This is a genomic window from Cystobacter fuscus DSM 2262, assembly GCF_000335475.2.
Taxonomy (GTDB): Bacteria; Myxococcota; Myxococcia; order Myxococcales; family Myxococcaceae; genus Cystobacter; species Cystobacter fuscus.
Genome location: NZ_ANAH02000004.1, coordinates 504,717 through 521,503, shown reverse-complemented (window position 1 = coordinate 521,503; position 16,787 = coordinate 504,717). Strand labels below are relative to the sequence as shown.

Genomic DNA, 16,787 nt, shown 5'->3' with positions numbered 1-16,787 from the left:
GAGAGGGGTGGAAGGCAGCGGTTCAGGCCGTCCAGGTGTCGATGATCAGCGCGCCCTCGCGGCGCATCAGCAGGCGCAGATCCATCACGTCCAGCGGATTGATCGGGCGAATGCCCTCGATCAACGCCTTCTCCGTCTGGCCATAGAGCGCCTGCAGGGCGAAGCGGCACGCATACACCTCGCCGCCTTCCTTCATGAAAGCCTTGAGCTGGTTGTTCACCGCCATGTGGCCCGGGAAGGCCTCCGCGCCCAGCGTCGGAAAGCCCCGCTGCACGCCCAGCTGCACGCCGGGGCCGTACAGCAGCACCTTGGTGTCGAAGCCCTTGCGCAACAGGCGCTTGGCCTGGAGCATGTTGACCAGGCCGATGGAGCCTTCAAAGGCGATGGTGTGGAAGGTGATCAAGGCCTTCTCGCCGGGTCTGGCCTTGACATCCTCGAAGACCTTCTCCTCGTGGTCGACGAGGAAGTCACCATCCTTATAGGCGGCAATATCTACGCTTGGCATTGCACTGTCTCCAGCGGTCGCGGAGCACCGGGTCCGGCGCTCCATGAGGTTCGCTGGAGATGATTGCGAGGGACGTGCCAGAAGGCCCGGCCGCCCTTCCGCCGGGAAGGATCCCCCTGGTATCACCCGGTTGTACGTCAGAGGGGAGGTTTATGTCTTCCGGCCCGGTACGACGAAAAGCCGTAGATTCACGAACTTTCGTAGTGCTTCGTACGAACTCCCGTAGGTGTATGAATGTATGACCTCGATTACATCTCTGGCGTTACACAGCTCACGTACTCCGCCCGGCACATGGCCTTCGAACATTGCAGCGAGGCCATCCTGCTGCTCGATCTCCAGGCGGAGCGATTAGAAGATCTCAACGTCGCCGCCAGCCGTCTGCTCGGCTATACACGCCAGGAGTTGCTGACCCTGCCGACGGCGGAAATCCTCGGTCACCCACTGCCGGACCTGGAGTCCTTCACCCGATACGCCCTGGAGCACGGCAGCGCCTGGAGCGATCGCTTCACCTGCCGGCGGCGGGACGGTGAGTACCTGCCGGTGGAGCTCTCCGCGACCCATCTCCGATACGAGGGCCGGTCACTCCTGGTGCTGACGCTGCGTGACCCTCGCCGCGAACGCTTCCCCCAGGACGAGCCACGGACCGAGCAGGCCCCGCGCGGCGGACTCATCGAGTGGCGCGATGTCCTCAAGTTGTTCCAGGAAAACGAGCGGGGCAATCAGCTGCTGCTCAGCGCGGTGGGCGACGGCATCTACAGCATCGACAGCCAGGGCCTGGCCACGTTCGTCAACCCGGCCGCGGCGCGCATGTTCGGCTGGGGCGTGGAGGAGATGATTGGCAAGAACATCCACCGCATCCATCACCACAGCCACGCCGATGGCGGCCCCTATGCCGATGAGGATTGCCCCATCTACCAGGCCGTCCGCGACGGTCTGGTCCACGAGGGCCTCCAGGAGGTGTTCTGGCGCCGCGATGGCACGGCCTTTCCGGTGGAGTTCACCAGTACCCCGGTGCTCGCGGACGACCGGATCATCGGCGCGGTGGTGGTGTTCCGCGACATCACCGAGCGGCGCAACACCGAAGCGCAGCTCCAGAAGGCCCTGGCCGAGCTGCGGACACTCAAGGAGCGGCTGGAGGAGCAGAACGCCTATCTCCAGGAGGAGATCAGTACCGAGCACCAGTACCGCGATATCGTCGGCCGCAGCGCGCCGATCCTGAAGATCATCCAGCAGATCGACGTGGTGGCTCCCACCGATGCCAACGTCCTGATTCATGGCGAGTCCGGCACCGGCAAGGAGCTGATCGCCCGGGCCATCCATCAGGCCAGCCAGCGTCGCGACCATCCGCTGATCCGGGTGAACTGCGCGGCCATCCCCGCCGAGCTGTTCGAGAGCGAGTTCTTCGGGCATCTGCGCGGCGCCTTCACCGGGGCGGTACGCGACCGCATCGGCCGTTTCGAGCTGGCCGACGGCGGCACCCTGTTCCTCGACGAGATCGGCGAGATTCCCTTGGAGTTGCAGAGCAAGCTGCTGCGGGTGCTCCAGGAAGGCCAGTTCGAGCGGGTCGGCGAGGAACGAACCCGGAGCGTGAACGTGCGCATCATCGCCGCGACCAATCGAGACCTGCGCGCCGAGGTGGCGGCCAGGCGTTTCCGCGAGGACCTGTTCTTCCGCCTCAACGTCTTCCCCATCCACTCACCGAGCCTGCGCGAGCGCCGCTCGGACATTCCCCTGCTGGCGGCGCATTTCATCGAGCACATTGGCGCGCGGCTGAAACTGCCGGGGCGGCGGCTGAGCAAGGGCGACATCACGCGGCTGCAAGGCCACGACTGGCCAGGCAACATTCGCGAGTTGCAGAATGTCATCGAGCGGGCGTTGATCACCTCGCGGGGCAAGGAGCTGAACATCGACCTGCCCGCGAGTGGTGCCCAGGTCCACCCGGAACCCGCGGAGCCCCGGAAGATCCTCACCGAGGCGCAGATCCGCGAATTCGAACGCGACAACCTGCGCGCGGCGCTGGAGGCCTGTGGGGGCAAGCAGTTCGGAAAGGGGGGCGCCGCCGAGCTGCTGGGCATCAAGCCCACTACCCTGGCGTCACGCTTGAAGAAGCTGGGCATGCTGAGCTGAACGCTGGATCGATGAGGCGGCGGGCTCGATTCCCGCCGCCTCCACTGTTTCAAGCTGTAATCACGGGTGGTTAAAAGCCTCTGGCGTAAATTAATTTGCCAAGTTGTTGATATTGTGTTCTACGCGTTTTGTGAAGCGAAATAGCGAGTTGGAAACCGTCATCCGGACGAAGTACGAAGCCATCTCTCCAGTGCTTGACGAGCGAGCTCGCCGCCTTTGGGCAGCTGCTGAGTCTCAAGCCATTGGCTACGGCGGTGACGCGATTGTTTCGGCAGCCACGGGCCTGGCCCGCGCGACAATCCGTGCTGGTCGTGCGGAATTGGAGCAAGGCGTGACGGCGACGAAGCGTGTGCGCCAGCCTGGAGCTGGTCGTCCGAACATTGAAAGGACGCAACTCGGAGTGAAGAAGGCTCTCGAGCGACTGGTATCCCCTCTCACGCGGGGGGATCCGATGGCGCCGCTGCGCTGGACTTGCAAGAGCAAAGCTCATCTGGCGGACGCTCTGAGCAAGGAGGGGTTTTCTGTGAGCGCCACGACAGTGGGCCATCTGCTGCACGAATTGGGTTACAGCCTTCAGGCGATGCGCAAGAGTCAAGAAGGCACGTCGCACCCTGATAGGAATGCGCAGTTCGAGCACATCAACGAAATGGCTGCGGACTTCCAGCAGCGCAACCAACCGGTTATCTCCGTTGACACCAAGAAGAAGGAGTTGGTGGGCGACTTCAAGAACGCGGGCCAGGAATGGCAGCCCAAGAAAACGCCCGAGAAGGTGCAGGTGCACGACTTCCCCGATGATGCAATCGGCAAGGCCATCCCCCACGGCGTGTATGACATGGCGCGCAATGAAGCATGGGTGAGCATCGGTCTGGACCACGATACACCGGCCTTCGCGGTAGCGTCGATTCGCCAATGGTGGAGGACGATGGGGCTGCAATCCTATCCGCACGCTACCGAGTTGTTGATCACAGCGGATGCAGGCGGCAGCAACGGCTATCGGCCCCGTGCATGGAAGCTTGAATTGCAGCGATTCGCCGACGAAACCGGCTTGCATATATCTGTCTGCCACTTTCCGCCAGGCACAAGCAAGTGGAACAAGATCGAGCATCGCCTCTTCTGCCATATTACCCAGAACTGGCGAGGCCGCCCACTCATCAGCTACGCCACGATAGTGAATCTCATTGGCAGCACGCATACAGCAACGGGACTTCACGTGAAGGCAAGGCTCGACCGTAAGGGCTATCCAACAGGAGGCAAGATCTCCAATGCAGAAGTCAAGCGGTTGGCGCTAAAGAAGTCCAAGTTTCATGGCGAGTGGAATTACGAGATTTCCCCACGCAAGTTGGCAAATTAATTTACGCCATAGGCCGTTATTAACCCCGGGGCTGAGCCCTGGACGCTGGCGGGGGCGGCGCTGGTGGACAAGGCAGGGGAACGGGTGGACCTTGCGACATGGCAGCAGGCACCCATCCCCGCGAGTGGTGCCGGTGCCGTCGTGGTGGGCATCGAGGGGGAGTCCGCGCAGCTCGGCTGCCCCTGCACCCTCAAACTGTGGGAGGCAACCGGGCCGCGCACCGTCACCCTTGAGAGCGTCACTTTCCCCGAGGGCAAAGCGAAGGGGCCCTGAGCACGGCCAGCGCGAGCCGTGCCGAGCCTCAAGGGGCTGCGCGCCCGCCGATCTCCGGGAAGCGCTCGTAGGCCCGTTTGAGCGCGTCCAGGTGAGCAGGGTTGTCCAGGTCGAGCGGCGCATCGGTGAGCTGCACGACCCACCCCCCGCTCGCCGTGCGCCTCGCCTGTGACAGCAGCACGGCGTCGCGGGCCGGGTCCGGGAAGCCGATGGCCCGTGCGGAAGCGGCGGACCAATAGTTCAGCCACCCCAGGTAATGCGGAATCTCAGGCGCGGGGAGTTCCCATGGGAGTTTGAGTGAAGGCAGCCCTTTAGGCGGGACATGCGGATCCTCCCCCGGGTGGCGAAACTGCTCTGAGACTGTCACGGCTATTCCATCCGGATCCACGCGCCCCCAGAACGCGCGAGCGCCCTCCGCAACAGCTTCTAGCACGTCCGCTGCCGCTGCAATGCCGGTTGCGTTGAGCGGCAGGGCTGCATGGACTTCAAACTGTGCCTGACCACCCGGCGAGGTGCCCGCAGGGCTTTCCCATCCAGACACCGTTACCCGGTGGCTCTCGTCGCCATTGCAAATGAGCCGAAACCCCCTTCCGGTCGGCCTCCCTTGGGCGAGCCATGACTCGCGCTGCGGCAGCCGGACCAGCTTCCCCTCGCGAGAAATCGTCCACTCCAGGCGTAAGCCAGGGAACGCGCGTTCCATTCCATGAACAACAGCCAAAGGGCGGCTGTCGGCACCTACGAGCGCAGGCGCGTAGACGATAATACCAATGTCGTTTTCTTGCGTTGCAGGCATTTCAGCACCACTCCATGATGACAACTTTGAGGGTGGGGTCTTGCTTGAGCAGGGCAGCTTTGTGTGCTGCGCTGCGCACACCGACCTTGAAGTCAAATCCGCAGGCCAGAGCAAGGGCGCGCTCGTACTGCAACTTCGGCAGTTGTTCCTCAAGCACAATTCTCCGAAGTTCGGGCGGGTACGTGTCGAAGTTGTCGGTCTTGACCTCCCACAGCGTGCGCGTGGCCAGTTGCAGCGCGTCGAAGTCCTTCCCATTCACGAACACATCCCCACCTGGGTTAATGTTATTCGGAATTCTGTCGGCGCACTTGTTGTGCAATTTATTACCGCCACGGTGATAATTTTTCGGTATGGGCTCGCACCTGTTGCGATCTCGCTCCGAAGTCTCGGGTGGATCCAGAGGCGGGAAAAAATCCGGCCCCTTTGGCTCCGGCTTGGGTCTTTTTGTCGGCGAGGGTTTCTGCGGGGCGGGCTTCGCTACAGGCACGGGCTTCACTTCAGGCACGGGCCGCGCTTCCGGCACCGGCTGCGTCTCCGGCACCGGCTGCGTAGGCGGCCGAACCTGGGGACGGCCCCTCTTCTCGTAAGCCTCCAGGGCCTCTTTGATGGCGAATCCCACCACCACCACGCCCGCCACGACTACCGCGCCCACGACGATCTCCGGCGCCGCGAGGACGCAGACCCCGAGCCCCATTGCCGCAGCGCCCGCTGAGGCCACCGCACATCGTCCCGCGAGGTCGTGGAACTCGATCCGGTCATGGTCGAGGGCCTGATAGCACCGCTCCGCCAGCACGGGCCAGGGCTCGGAAGCTTCGCGGACGGCGCACCGCCCCCCATCCGTCCAGGGCAGCGCCGCCGCTCGCTGGAGGTTGGCATACCTCGGGTCCCAGTCCACGGGCTCTTCCGGGCTTGGTGCTGACGTCGCGCAAGCGGAGACGTAGAGCAGAAGTGCGATGCACGCTCGGAAACGCATGGCCGGTCCTCCCTTGAATCTAGGACCTGGCGGGTCCTGGTGGGTCCGGTCGGAGTATGAAAGCGCCCCCCGACAGCGACGAACGAGTGCGCAGACAGCTCCCCGTCATGTCGCGCATATGTCGCACGAGCCTGCGGAATGGCCTGGAACGGGGCGGGACAGGGTGGGACGCGGCGGGATGACGACTCCCAGGCATTCCGGGCGGTTACGAGGTAAGGGCGCGAATCTGCTAGAGGTTTCGCACCGCCCGGCGCGGGTTCGATTCCCGCCGCGTCCAGTAGAGGTTGCCCGCCACTCTGAGCCGCGCCCTCTGCTGCGGGGACCAAATCCGGCTCCTTGGGACCAAGTTCGGACCAAACGGAGGGGCTCCAACGTGGACAACAGCAGGGTGTGGACTGGCAGGTGGAAGGGAGGGCGAACCTTCAACGGCAAGGATGGCCGCCCGGTGTTCGTGCTGCGCAAGATGGTCCAATACCCAGATTCCCGTGACGCCGTACCGCCTCCTACATGCTTGCCGCGCCCGAGCCATGCATCACTGCTGCTCCGCGCACCGAACCCGCCTTGCTCCGGCGTTCTCCGCGCCGCTTGGCCGTCAGAGGGCGCCTGCATACTCCGGGCAGTCCCGCCAGGACCCATCTGGTCCTGACTGGGTGGGAGGATGTAGCCATGCCTTTCCGCGCGTGCATCGCGCTTCTGCTCTTTGTCTCCGCCTGCGCGAGCGCGCCCCGCCCGCCGTTAATGCCACGGCCCCACGCCATCGCCCTGACTCCTCCTTCGAGCCCCAGCATCCGGCTCGTCTCCGCGCCGAGGGAGCCGGTGCAGCCACCGTCGCTGATTGGAAAGGCGGACCTGGACCATGCCAGGGTGTTGTTGTCTCGTGCGCGCAACGACCTGGCGCCGCGTCAATGGGAAGCGTTGAATCGCACGCTTACCGCGGCGGAACAGTCCTTCGAGCGCTTCTCCAACGCCGCGAAGGCGAGCGGGCAAGCCGCCGAGGTGTCGAGGGGGGCAGAGGCATTCGTGCGGGCCGGACGTGCCAGGACGGTCGTTGTGGCGCTTCCCCAAGTGGGCCCATTACTCGCGGTCCTCGCGCTGCTCTATCCCCCCAGCACCGCCCCGGCGGAGATCGACCGCCGCCCGGAGTGGGTCGACGCTCAACGGGAGTACGAGGCGCGACTGCGGGAGGTGGCGGAGCAGTCGCGGCGGCTCATGGAGGAATTTGAGCGTCAGGAAGCATCCGAAGGCGCTCCACTCGAAACAGCTGGACAAGGCGCCGTGCTCCGCGATCCGGCCGCGTATCGAGGCTCTGAAGAATATTGTGGATAAGCGGTGGGAGATTCAAAAAAAGTGCTTTGGAGGAAAGCCCGATCCGGGCCACAAGACAATCATGCTCCAACTCGAACAGGCGATCGCGAAGGCCGAGAGACTCGAAAAGGAGAATTGCGCCCCAGGTCATCCGATGGCGGAGAAGTGAGCCATGTCGAAAGAACTTTTCGCAGCGATCACGCAGCACGATACGGCCCAGGTCAAGGCGTTGCTGGCCGGGGGAGCCGATCCGAACGAGCCGCAGTCGAAGTGGCCAGGATTGCTTCCGTTGCAGGTGGCTATCAACGAACTCTCCGACGGAGGCGAGTTCGACGTGGTCCTGGCGCTCATTGAGCACGGCGCGGACGTCAACGCCTGGGACGCAGAGGGGGACTTGACCCCCTTGTTGGTGGCGGTCTGCGAAAATGAGATGGCGGCAGTCGAAGCGCTCGTGAAGGCGGGGGCCGAGCCCAACGTGTGCAGCAGCGAAGGGGACACGCCGCTGCGGGTGTGTGTGGAGATGGGCAATGTGGGCATGGCCTCTCTCCTCCTGGGCGCGGGGGCCACTCGGACAATCAACGACTGGGGCGGGCTGACCGGATACACCGCGCTTGGGCACGCGGCACGTCGGCTGGACCTTCCAATGATCAAGTTGCTTCTCGACGCGGGCGCCGATCCGAAGGCCCCGGACGAGGATGGCCGACCCGCTCACTACCGCCTGCCGCCGCGCGCTGAATCCGACTCCCAGACATGGGATACCGCGTTCGATCTGCTCGGAGGAGCGAAGGACCGCATGCCCTTGTAGAGTGCAGGGCGCGAGTCTCCGGTTCACGCGGGCGGGGCGCCGCTCGAGGACAACTCCGCGCACCAGGACACGTTCAAACGGGCCTCCGAGCGATTCACGAAGATCGGCGGACGCTCCATCCCTTGAGGCTCGGCACGGCGCGTGAGAACTGCTGGTTACCGATGCCCTGCACACCCCCAGCAGGCTGCAGGGCGGCTTACTCAAGCCGCTACGCAGGTGCTCCACTTCATCTCGGAGCAGGGACTGTGCGGGTGGGGGCGCTACGTCGAAAGGAGGTGCCCACCGCCCGGTCCCCCCCCTTCTGAGCCTCATATGGCAGTGAGGCATCCCGACATCGGCGAGACGGTGGGGGATTACAAGGTCGTCGCGGAGTTGGGGGCGGGAGGCCTTGGCGTCGTGTACAAGGTCGAGCGCGGAGGCCGCTTCTTCGCGTTGAAACTGCTTCTCGGCCCCATGGATGGGAGAACCAAGCGGGAAATCGGCATCCTCGTCCACCTGGAGAACCCGGGCGTCGTGCGCTACGTGGGCTCGGACTTCTGGCCGCATCCGGCGATAGGCCATCCCTATATCGTCATGGAGTACGTACCGGGAGACACGCTGGAAGCGTTCGCGCTGAAACACAATCCTTCCGCGCGCAAGTGCGTGCGCATCATCCTTGACGTCGCCCGGACGCTGGGGGAAGTGCATGGGGCGAGGGTGTTTCATCGGGACTTGAAGCCCACCAACATCCTGATTCGCGAAACGAGCGAACGCCCGGTCCTGATTGATTTTGGTATCGCTTCTCTTGGCAGTGCGGCTTGACTCACGGAGACGCGGCTTCCACCTGCAACGGAGGAGTTTCGTGCCCCCGAGCTGTCGCGCTGGAGCTCCTCGCCTCGGAGCCGCTCCTGTTTCTCTGTCCTCCCGAAGAGCACTGCGAGGAGTGCGACGTGGCGCGGGCCAGCCTCCGTGCCTCGTGACGGCGAGTGCGCCCGCTGGGGCTCTCGGAGGCAGCTGAAGGTCGGGCTCGACGATACCCTTCACCGCGCGCAACCAGGCGCGGGACCCGGACCCGCGCCCACGAGCCGCGTCGACCACTCCTGGGCCACGGCGAACCACCGGGGTGCGTCCAGAATGGTGTTGAGCATGTGACCCGCGCCGGGCAGCACCCAGGCCTCCACACACGGCACCCGCGGGCCGAGCCGGGGCGCCTCGAGGGCGAGCAGCGTCTGGGCGCTCGAGCACAGGTTGCCGCTGGTGAGGGTGGGGCCGCAGAAGAGCGTGTCCCCGGCGCCGTTGGCGAGCAGTACCGGGACACGGATGTCCAGCGGGCGCGCGATGACGGTGGGAAAGAGGGAGAACTCGGTGAGCGTCAGCGTGCTCTTGGTCCGCTCGTCGAGGGCGATCACCGCGGGGTCCGCCTTGCCCGGGGCATGGAAGGTGAGCTCGCGAGAGCCGGGCACGGTGGTCAGGTACGTCGGATCATGGCTCTTGCCGAAGAAGGCCGGCTCCAGGGCGGCGGGCCGCAGGGGCAACAGGACATTCAACGGGGCGGTGGGCTGGAAGGTATGGCTCACCCCGCTGAGGATGACGCCATCGACATCCTGGTAGTCGGTCGCCTCGTACCAGGCGGTGAAGGAGCCGTAGGAGTGGCCGACGAGCACCACCTTCTCGAGAAGCCGAGCGCGCCCGCGGGGCCCCGCACCGAGCCCGCGCGCAGCGCCTGGACGACCTGGTGGACGACATAGGCGTTGGACTCGATGGTGACGAGGGCGCCCAGGGGATGGGAGCTCGCCCCGCCGCCGATGCGATCCATGGCCAGGGTGGCGAAGCCCGCCTCCAGCGCCGCGTTCACGTACGAGTAGCGCGCGGTGCCTCCCGTGGGGTCCGGGAAGTCCCAGTGCAGATGCGTATAGGTGATGCCGTGCACGAGCAATTGCACCGTGGCCGGCGGCGGACCCTCGGGCAAACACAGGCGCGCGAACACCTGCTGATTCCTGGGCAGGCCGGGCGCGAGCGCCACCGCGATGAGATTGTCCTGGCAGCCCCGCCCGGCCGCGAGCGCCTGAGTCCCCGGCCCGAGGAGTGCTCCCAGCAGGATCAAACCCAGTGCCACGTTGGCGAGCATCCGCCGCGTCCACGTCGTCGTCATGTCCATCCCTTCGGGCAGCCAGGTGGATACCCTACCGCCAGGGAGTGAGGTTTCACGAGGCCCCCCTCCCCACCGGGCCGCCAGGGTTGTCCTCGAGGACACCTTGGAAGAACGCGGGAGCGTGGGCCCGTCCGTTCATGAAGCGCCGCTGAAGGCGCGATCGACAGGCGCTCCGCCCATCTGTGGAAAGCGCTTGTATCCGCGCAGGAGCGCGTCGATGTGGGAGGGATTGCCCAGATCGAGCGGCGTCTCCGTGAGCCGCACCATCCAACCGCCTGTCGCGGTGCGCTTCGCCCGCGAGAGAAGGTCCGCGTCACGCGTGGGATCCGGAAAGCCGAGGGACCTCGCGGCGGCGGCCGACCAATAGTTCAGCCACCCCAGGTGCCATGGCATCCCAGGGGAGCGGGTGTCCTCCGAGCGCTCGAGCATGGGCCGTCCCGAAGGAGGAACTCGCGGCTCCATCCCCGCCACCATGTCGTTCGGCGTCGCATGCCCCCAGTACGCGCGGACCCCTTCCGCCACACGCTCCAGCAACTCCGCCGCCGCTTCGCTGTCGACCGCGCCCAGGGGCCACTTCGCATGGACTTCGAATTGCTCCCGCCCGCTTGGAGAAAGAGCCGCCGGCCGTTCCCACCCAATGAGTGTCACGAGATGGCCCGCGCCCGCGTCGCGAGGTCTCGGAAGTTCCTCGTGCACGGCCTCCTCGCCGAGCCACGCATCGCGCTGAGGCGATGGGATGAACCGCCCCCCGTCGGAGATCGACCAGGCCAGGCGCAAGCCAGCAGGCGTGTGTCCCGGCTCCGACGCAACGGAGTGAATACGCTCGTCATTGCTCTCGAGCGCGGGGGCGTAGACGCCGAAGATGATGGATTTGCGCGAGGCCGTCATCCAGGCACCAGACCATGGCGCCGACGCCCAGGCGTAGGGGAATCGACGTCTCGTGGCCCCTCCTCCGCCGTACGAAGCGCGACGTGGTCGTAGCGGGTGGCCCCGCCGGGAAAAGGTTGTCGGAAACTCATAACACCTTTATCGTTTCCTGAGTTTCCAGCGCCATTTCCAGGAGGACGAGCCATGACCACCCCACAGTTGCCGTCCGGGCCCCGCATCACTCCGGTGCAGACGTTCCGCTTCCTCCGGGACGCCACCGGCTTCTTCCTCGACTGCCGCGCGCGCTACGGGGATCCATTCACCGTGCCGCTGCCGGTGGGCAACGTGGTCATCACCGGAGACCCGGAAGGCATCCGCGACATCTTCAGCGCGGACCCGGCCCTCTTCGAGCCGCTGGGCCAGCTCCCCCTGGCCCCCGCGGTGGGAGACCACTCGCTGCTGCTGATCGCCGGGCAGCGCCACAAGCGCGAGCGCAAGCTGCTCATGCCGCCCTTCCACGGCGAGCGCATGCGCGCCTATGGGCAGCTCATGCGGGACATCACCCTGCGCGCGGTGGAGACACTGCGTCCGGGAGGCCCCCTGCGCGCCCAGGAGCTCACCCAGTCCATCTCCCTGGAAGTCATCATCCGCGCCGTCTTCGGCATCGAGGAGCCGGAGCGCATGCGGCGCTACCGCGAGGTGCTGGCGGGCTACATGGAGTCCTATACGCCGCTGCTGATGCTGGCGGTGCCGCTGCGGCGCTCCTTCGGGGGCCTGGGCCCCTGGGCCCGCTTCCAGCGCCACGTGACGGAGCTGGACCAACTGCTGACAGAGGAGCTCGCCACCCGGCGCGGGCACGAGGCGGGCCACACCGACATCCTCAGCCTGCTGCTCGCCGCGCGGGACGAGGAGGGCCAGCCCATGGCCGACGTGGAGCTGAAGGACGAGCTGCGCACCCTGCTCATCGCCGGCCACGAGACGACGGCCATCGGCATGGCCTGGGCCCTCTACCACCTGCACCGCGCCCCCGGGACGATGCGGCGGCTGCTGGAGGAGCTCGCCCCGCTGGGTCCGCAGCCCGAACCGGAGGCGCTCGTGAAGCTGCCCTACCTCACCGCGGTGTGTGACGAGGCGCTGCGCCTCCACCCCGTCGTGCCGGTGGTGAGCCGCCGCACCCTGGCCCCCTTCACCCTGCGTGGGCGCGAGCTGCCGCCCGGCACGGGTGTCATGGCCGCCATCTGCCTGGCACACGTGGACCCGGTGCTCTACCCCGAGCCCGAGCACTTCCGTCCCGAGCGCTTCCTGGAGCGCAAGTACTCGCCCTTCGAGTACCTGCCCTTTGGCGGCGGGGCTCGGCGCTGCATTGGAGCGGCCTTCGCGCAGTACGAGATGCGCATCGTCCTGGGCTCGCTGCTGGCCGCGCACCGCTTCTCGCTCGCCAACGGCACACCGGAGCGCCCGGTGCGCCGCAACATCACCATCGGCCCCGCGAGGGGCGTGGAGATGGTGTACGAAGGGCCGCGGCAGGGAGCCCTCGCATGACGGAAGTGGACGATGCGCGCGCGCGCATCCTGGAGAAGGCCGAGCAGTGCTTCCTCGCCCACGGCTACTCGCGCGTGACGATGGATGACATCGCCACCGAGCTGCGGATGAGCAAGAAGACGCTCTACCGGCACTTCTCCAGCAAGGAGGAGCTGGGCGAGGCGGCCATCGTGGCCCTCTTCACCCGCATCGGCGAGGAGCTGCGGGCCATTCTCGAGGACGAGCGGCGGGACTTCGGCGAGCGGCTGGAGGCCTTCGCGCGAACGGTGGCGGGCCACTACGGACGCGGGGCCGCGGTGCTCCGGGACCTGCAGCGAGACGCCCCCGCGCTCTGGCAGAAGCTGCTGGAGCTGCGACGCCAATCGGTCCAGGAGCGCTTCGGTGCGTTCGTCGCCGCGGGGGTGAAGGCGGGTGCGCTGCGCTCGGACATGGAGCCCCGGCTCGTCATCCTCATGGTGCTCACCCTGGTGGACCAGCTCATACGGCCCGACGTGCTGGCCGAGCTGGAAATGACGGCGGAGCAGCTCTTCCCCCGCATGCTGGGCGTGGTGCTCGATGGCATCCGCACGAAGCCTGGGGGCCCTCCTCCCCCGGCGAACAAACCGCGCGGCACACGGGCCTGAGCACGGGGGCCCGGCCCCCCGTCCCGCTCCCGGAGGGCTAGTCGCGCCTGGCCAGGACGAGCGGCCCCGTGGGCCCCAGGTTCTCGAGCTCTGGTGCTTCACCTCGCCGCGCAGCAGCCGGTAGCCTGCCGAGCGGTTCGGGATGATGTCATCCTCGCTGATGCCGCGCGCCGTCCTCATGTGGGTGGGCTTGACGAGGGGCACCTTTTCTCCCGGTTGTCAATTCAGCAAAAAGCGCATGAGCTCTCCGCGAGGCGAGTTGTTAATAGAGGGGGCCTCATGCGAAGGGGGCGAATGGGCGGAGACTGTCCAATGACAACACTCCTGGTGACTACGCAGCCCAAGCGAGGAAATGCGCGAGCAGTTCGACCCCTTTGATCAGACAGTCAAATCCCAACCTGTATGCACAAGGAGTTCGTATGAAAACCGTACCGAAGTGGAGTTCCGTTGAAAAGTTCATCTTCGGAGCGTTGACGTGCCTCATGACGGCGGCGGGTTCCGGATGTGCCTCGCAAACCAAAGAAGCCTCCGCTCCACCGCCCGCGCCGCAACAAACGACGATCAATCCCTCGAACGTCGAACAGCCTCCCGAGGCGGACCAGGGACCGGGGCAAGATCCACGGAGTGCCATTCCGTCACCGGACGAGAAGCCTATCACGCCCGATGAAATCGAGCGGGCCGCGAATCCCTCTCCCGCGGACCTCGCTCGGGCGGCCCAACCGGGCCTCATTGCCGACACGAGCCGGCCTTTCAACGAATACGTATGGCTGACGAGCCACAATGCCTTCTCCTGGGGCAGGGATTCCGGCGGAATCGGTTCCAACCAGGAGATGTCCCCGGTCTACCAATTGGCGCGCGGCGTGCGCGGACTGATGTTCGACATCCACGAATCCAGCGTCTTGCTGTGCCATGGAATCTGCTACCCCGGCAGCCGGAGCCTCGCGGATGAATTCAAAATCAGCGTGATGCCAACCCTCACAGTGAACCGGAACGCCGTCATCACCGTCTTCCTCGAGGACTACACGGACAGGGCCGACCTGACCCGAGCCTTGAGCAGCATCCCCAACCTGGCGACCTACACCTTCAAGCCGACGACGTGGTCCTCGCGAAAGCAATGGCCCACGCTCGGCGAGTTGATCAATGCCAACCAGCGCTTGTTCATCATCACCAACAAATCGCAGAATGCGGGCGACCATCAAACGAGTTCCGGCACCGTACACCTGATCTACGACCAGAATCTCAACGTCGAGAACACCTATAATCTGGGCGACCTGGTCACCAGCCACAATTACTCCTGCGACACACGCTGGAGCAGCATCCCGCTCGATACCGTGGCGGCGTCGTCCACCTATCATGGCTGGCCCCGGCTGTTCGTGATGAACAACTTTCATAAAATCCCCTACCCGTTGCATGGGGACCTGGACAATCGCTTCGACAAGTTGCTGGACCGTGACCAATCGTATTGCCGCCCCAAGGCGAAGCGGGAACCCAACTTCATCGCGCTGGATCAAGTCAATCGCGGCGATGCCACCGAATACGTCGAGTGGCGAAACAACGGCGGCGTCATCTTTTACGAAGGCGGCAGCGGCACCGAGGACATCGTCTGCGGCTTTGCGACCACCATCAACCGGAGCATCGACCTCCAGTCGAGCGACGACGCGCGGCTGGGGTGCGAGAACGACGAAGCGCGCTCACTCGTACTGTCCGGCGTGAAGAAAGGCGTTCGCATCTCGCTGTATGACAACCCGAGCGGCAACCGCGAGGACGACTGGTACTTCCTCGAGGTCAAGCGCGACATTGGAATGAACGAGCGGGTGGTTGTGCCGAGCTTCGAGACGAGCACGGACAATTCCAACTATCGCGCGGTCTACCTGCGAAACAATGGCCTCGACGGAAAGGTTTCGCGAATCCGGGTGGAGCCCCAGGCCGGGGACATGTTCGCGGACGCCTCGGTCGTCCTGTACGAGGGGAACAACGCGTCCCAGAACATCGTCTGCACGCTGCCCCTCACGACCGGCCAATTTGTCAATTTCAAGAACAACGGCTATGGCTGCGACAATGACGAGGCGCGGTCCGCGAAAATCGTGATCGCCAAGGCGGGAACGACGCTCACCGTCTACGACGACCCGAGTGGCGGCACCGGCGACGATTACACGACCATCTACGTCAAGCAGGACATCCTGCAGCCCAGGGTCGTCGGAACCTTCCAGTCCTCATTCGAGGACGCGTTCCTCAAGGTCACGTTCAAGAACCACAACGGCCTCGACGGCAAAGTGTCGTCCGCTCGAATCCAACGCTGAAAGTCGTCATGGGATGTACAAGCAGGCGAATACGGCCCTCCCAAAGACACCCGCGGGTTCGAGCACCGGGCCCGCGACCACCCGCGTGCCGGCCACGGACGGGCTTGGGAGGAACTCGCCGCGCGCCGAGGACGGCGTGGATGGGACGGCGGTGGCTGGTTCGGACCGCCTTCACCGCCAAGCCGACTCCCCCCTAGAACGCATAGCGCAGGTGACGGATCAGGTGCCGATAGAACGGCAGTCGGCCCATGACCCCGTACATCGCCCCGGAGAACCAGTTCCTGGACAGCCGTTCGACCAGCCTGGGCATCGTCAGGAACTCGACGTCCTCGGCGAGGTGAAGCTTCGGGACCTGCTTCTCGAGTTCGTGCGGATCGTCGACTCCCCAGACGAGCTCGACCTTCGCGCCGCGCACCGTCGCGAGGCGGGAGACCAGGCGCACCATCGCTCCGCTGTAGCCGTCGAACGCGAGCTGCCCGCCCGGAAACTGATCGGTGATCCGCCGGAACAACGCCGTCCCGTCCTTCTCGTGCAGGTACATCACCAATCCCTCGGCGACGACGAGAACGGGCGTGTCTCCAGGGATCGCGTCGAGCCAGGAGAGCTCGGTCACCGAGGCGCCAATCCGGCGATAGCCCTCGCGCTCCGGATACAACTGCTCGCGCAAGGCGATGACGTCGGGAAGGTCGACGTCGAACCAGCGGACCTTCGGCCCCGGGTCGATCCGGTACACGCGGGTGTCGAGGCCGCAGCCAAGGTGCAGGACCGTCGACTCGGGGTTCGCGGAGAGGAACGCTCGCGTCCACTGGTCGAAGTGCCAGGCCCGCATCGGCAGGGTGACCTCGCCTCCCTTCGGGAGCTTCAACGCCTTGAAGTCGTAGTCGATGCGCGCCGTGGCGTCCGCCGCGAATCGGTCGCCGAGGATTGAGTTTTCGGCCGCAGCATCCATCGCCTTGCCATACAGCGTGGCGAGGTACGTCTCTTTTTCCCTGGTCAGACGAATCTTCTTCGCTTCCATCGTTGCCTCGAGCCGTGGCGGCGCCGATCGCCGCCAGCGAAACAAAGCTACTCAGGGTCGAGCGGCGCCAGCAGGCGGAAGCAGCTTCAAACCATTCGGTGTCCCAGGAGACGTTCCCGCGCGACCCCCTTCCCCGAACCACCGGCCCAGGGGTAGCGTGCGTTCCCCAGTACT

16 protein-coding genes are annotated in these 16,787 nt (G+C 65.4%); 9 read left to right on the top strand and 7 right to left on the bottom strand.

Annotation, left to right across the window (positions count from 1 at the left end):
* Positions 1-22 precede the first annotated feature (22 nt).
* A complete protein-coding gene (locus D187_RS06815) occupies positions 23-505 on the bottom strand; it encodes an MSMEG_0572/Sll0783 family nitrogen starvation response protein (RefSeq protein WP_002631128.1) in 483 nt (160 codons plus the stop codon).
* Positions 506-739: 234 nt separating this feature from the next.
* Here D187_RS06815 and D187_RS06810 point away from each other — a divergent pair, with 234 nt between their 5' ends.
* The 3 genes from D187_RS06810 to D187_RS59170 all read left to right on the top strand — a co-directional run bounded on the left by D187_RS06810 (position 740) and on the right by D187_RS59170 (position 4,256).
* A complete protein-coding gene (locus D187_RS06810) occupies positions 740-2,632 on the top strand; it encodes a sigma 54-interacting transcriptional regulator (RefSeq protein ID WP_002631127.1) in 1,893 nt (630 codons plus the stop codon).
* A 148-nt stretch (positions 2,633-2,780) separates the two neighbouring features.
* A complete protein-coding gene (locus tag D187_RS06805; protein WP_002631126.1) occupies positions 2,781-3,983 on the top strand; it encodes an ISAzo13-like element ISCfu1 family transposase in 1,203 nt (400 codons plus the stop codon).
* Between the two features lie 18 nt (positions 3,984-4,001).
* Positions 4,002-4,256 carry a DUF2381 family protein gene (locus tag D187_RS59170; protein WP_076606098.1) on the top strand — a complete coding sequence of 85 codons (255 nt, stop codon included), beginning with the start codon at positions 4,002-4,004 and terminating at the stop codon, positions 4,254-4,256.
* A 28-nt stretch (positions 4,257-4,284) separates the two neighbouring features.
* Here D187_RS59170 and D187_RS06795 read toward each other — a convergent pair whose 3' ends face one another.
* Complete coding sequence (locus tag D187_RS06795; protein ID WP_043428578.1) at positions 4,285-5,049, bottom strand: DUF5953 family protein; 765 nt, start codon at positions 5,047-5,049, stop codon at positions 4,285-4,287.
* Between the two features lies 1 nt (position 5,050).
* Positions 5,051-5,842, bottom strand: coding sequence for a DUF6310 domain-containing protein (locus D187_RS52000; protein ID WP_306413563.1), 792 nt, complete (start codon positions 5,840-5,842; stop codon positions 5,051-5,053).
* An 846-nt stretch (positions 5,843-6,688) separates the two neighbouring features.
* On the opposite strand from D187_RS52000, the gene D187_RS56325 reads away from it, so the two are divergent.
* The 3 genes from D187_RS56325 to D187_RS06775 all read left to right on the top strand — a co-directional run bounded on the left by D187_RS56325 (position 6,689) and on the right by D187_RS06775 (position 8,933).
* Positions 6,689-7,348 (top strand): hypothetical protein, encoded by a 660-nt coding sequence (locus tag D187_RS56325; protein ID WP_043428576.1) that lies wholly within the window; start codon positions 6,689-6,691, stop codon positions 7,346-7,348.
* 151 nt (positions 7,349-7,499) lie between these two features.
* Positions 7,500-8,132, top strand: a complete 633-nt coding sequence (locus D187_RS06780) for an ankyrin repeat domain-containing protein (protein WP_043428574.1) — start codon at positions 7,500-7,502, stop codon at positions 8,130-8,132.
* A 312-nt stretch (positions 8,133-8,444) separates the two neighbouring features.
* A complete protein-coding gene (locus D187_RS06775; protein WP_043428572.1) occupies positions 8,445-8,933 on the top strand; it encodes a serine/threonine protein kinase in 489 nt (162 codons plus the stop codon).
* Between the two features lie 218 nt (positions 8,934-9,151).
* On the opposite strand, the gene D187_RS57535 is transcribed toward D187_RS06775, so the two are convergent.
* From D187_RS57535 to D187_RS06765, 3 genes are all read right to left on the bottom strand, one after another.
* Positions 9,152-9,775, bottom strand: coding sequence for an alpha/beta fold hydrolase (locus tag D187_RS57535; RefSeq protein WP_051256234.1), 624 nt, complete (start codon positions 9,773-9,775; stop codon positions 9,152-9,154).
* Positions 9,685-10,263 (bottom strand): alpha/beta hydrolase, encoded by a 579-nt coding sequence (locus D187_RS57530; protein WP_245591625.1) that lies wholly within the window; start codon positions 10,261-10,263, stop codon positions 9,685-9,687. The genes D187_RS57535 and D187_RS57530 overlap by 91 nt, the downstream gene beginning before the upstream one ends.
* 135 nt (positions 10,264-10,398) lie before the next feature.
* Positions 10,399-11,151, bottom strand: a complete 753-nt coding sequence (locus D187_RS06765; RefSeq protein WP_002631118.1) for a DUF5953 family protein — start codon at positions 11,149-11,151, stop codon at positions 10,399-10,401.
* Positions 11,152-11,334: 183 nt separating this feature from the next.
* Here D187_RS06765 and D187_RS06760 point away from each other — a divergent pair, with 183 nt between their 5' ends.
* The 3 genes from D187_RS06760 (at position 11,335) to D187_RS06750 (ending at position 15,595) form a co-directional block, all read left to right on the top strand.
* Positions 11,335-12,672: a cytochrome P450 gene (locus tag D187_RS06760; RefSeq protein ID WP_002631117.1), complete on the top strand. Its 1,338-nt coding sequence runs from the start codon at positions 11,335-11,337 to the stop codon at positions 12,670-12,672.
* On the top strand, positions 12,669-13,295 hold the full coding sequence (locus D187_RS49535) for a TetR/AcrR family transcriptional regulator (protein ID WP_002631116.1): 627 nt from the start codon (positions 12,669-12,671) through the stop codon (positions 13,293-13,295). Before D187_RS06760 ends, D187_RS49535 begins: the two co-directional genes overlap by 4 nt.
* Positions 13,296-13,714: 419 nt before the next feature.
* Entirely contained in the window at positions 13,715-15,595 is a 1,881-nt protein-coding gene (locus D187_RS06750) for a phosphoinositide-specific phospholipase C-related protein (RefSeq protein WP_002631115.1), read from the top strand.
* A gap of 193 nt (positions 15,596-15,788) precedes the next feature.
* On the opposite strand, the gene D187_RS06745 is transcribed toward D187_RS06750, so the two are convergent.
* Positions 15,789-16,613, bottom strand: coding sequence for a class I SAM-dependent methyltransferase (locus D187_RS06745; protein WP_002631114.1), 825 nt, complete (start codon positions 16,611-16,613; stop codon positions 15,789-15,791).
* Positions 16,614-16,787 lie beyond the last annotated feature (174 nt).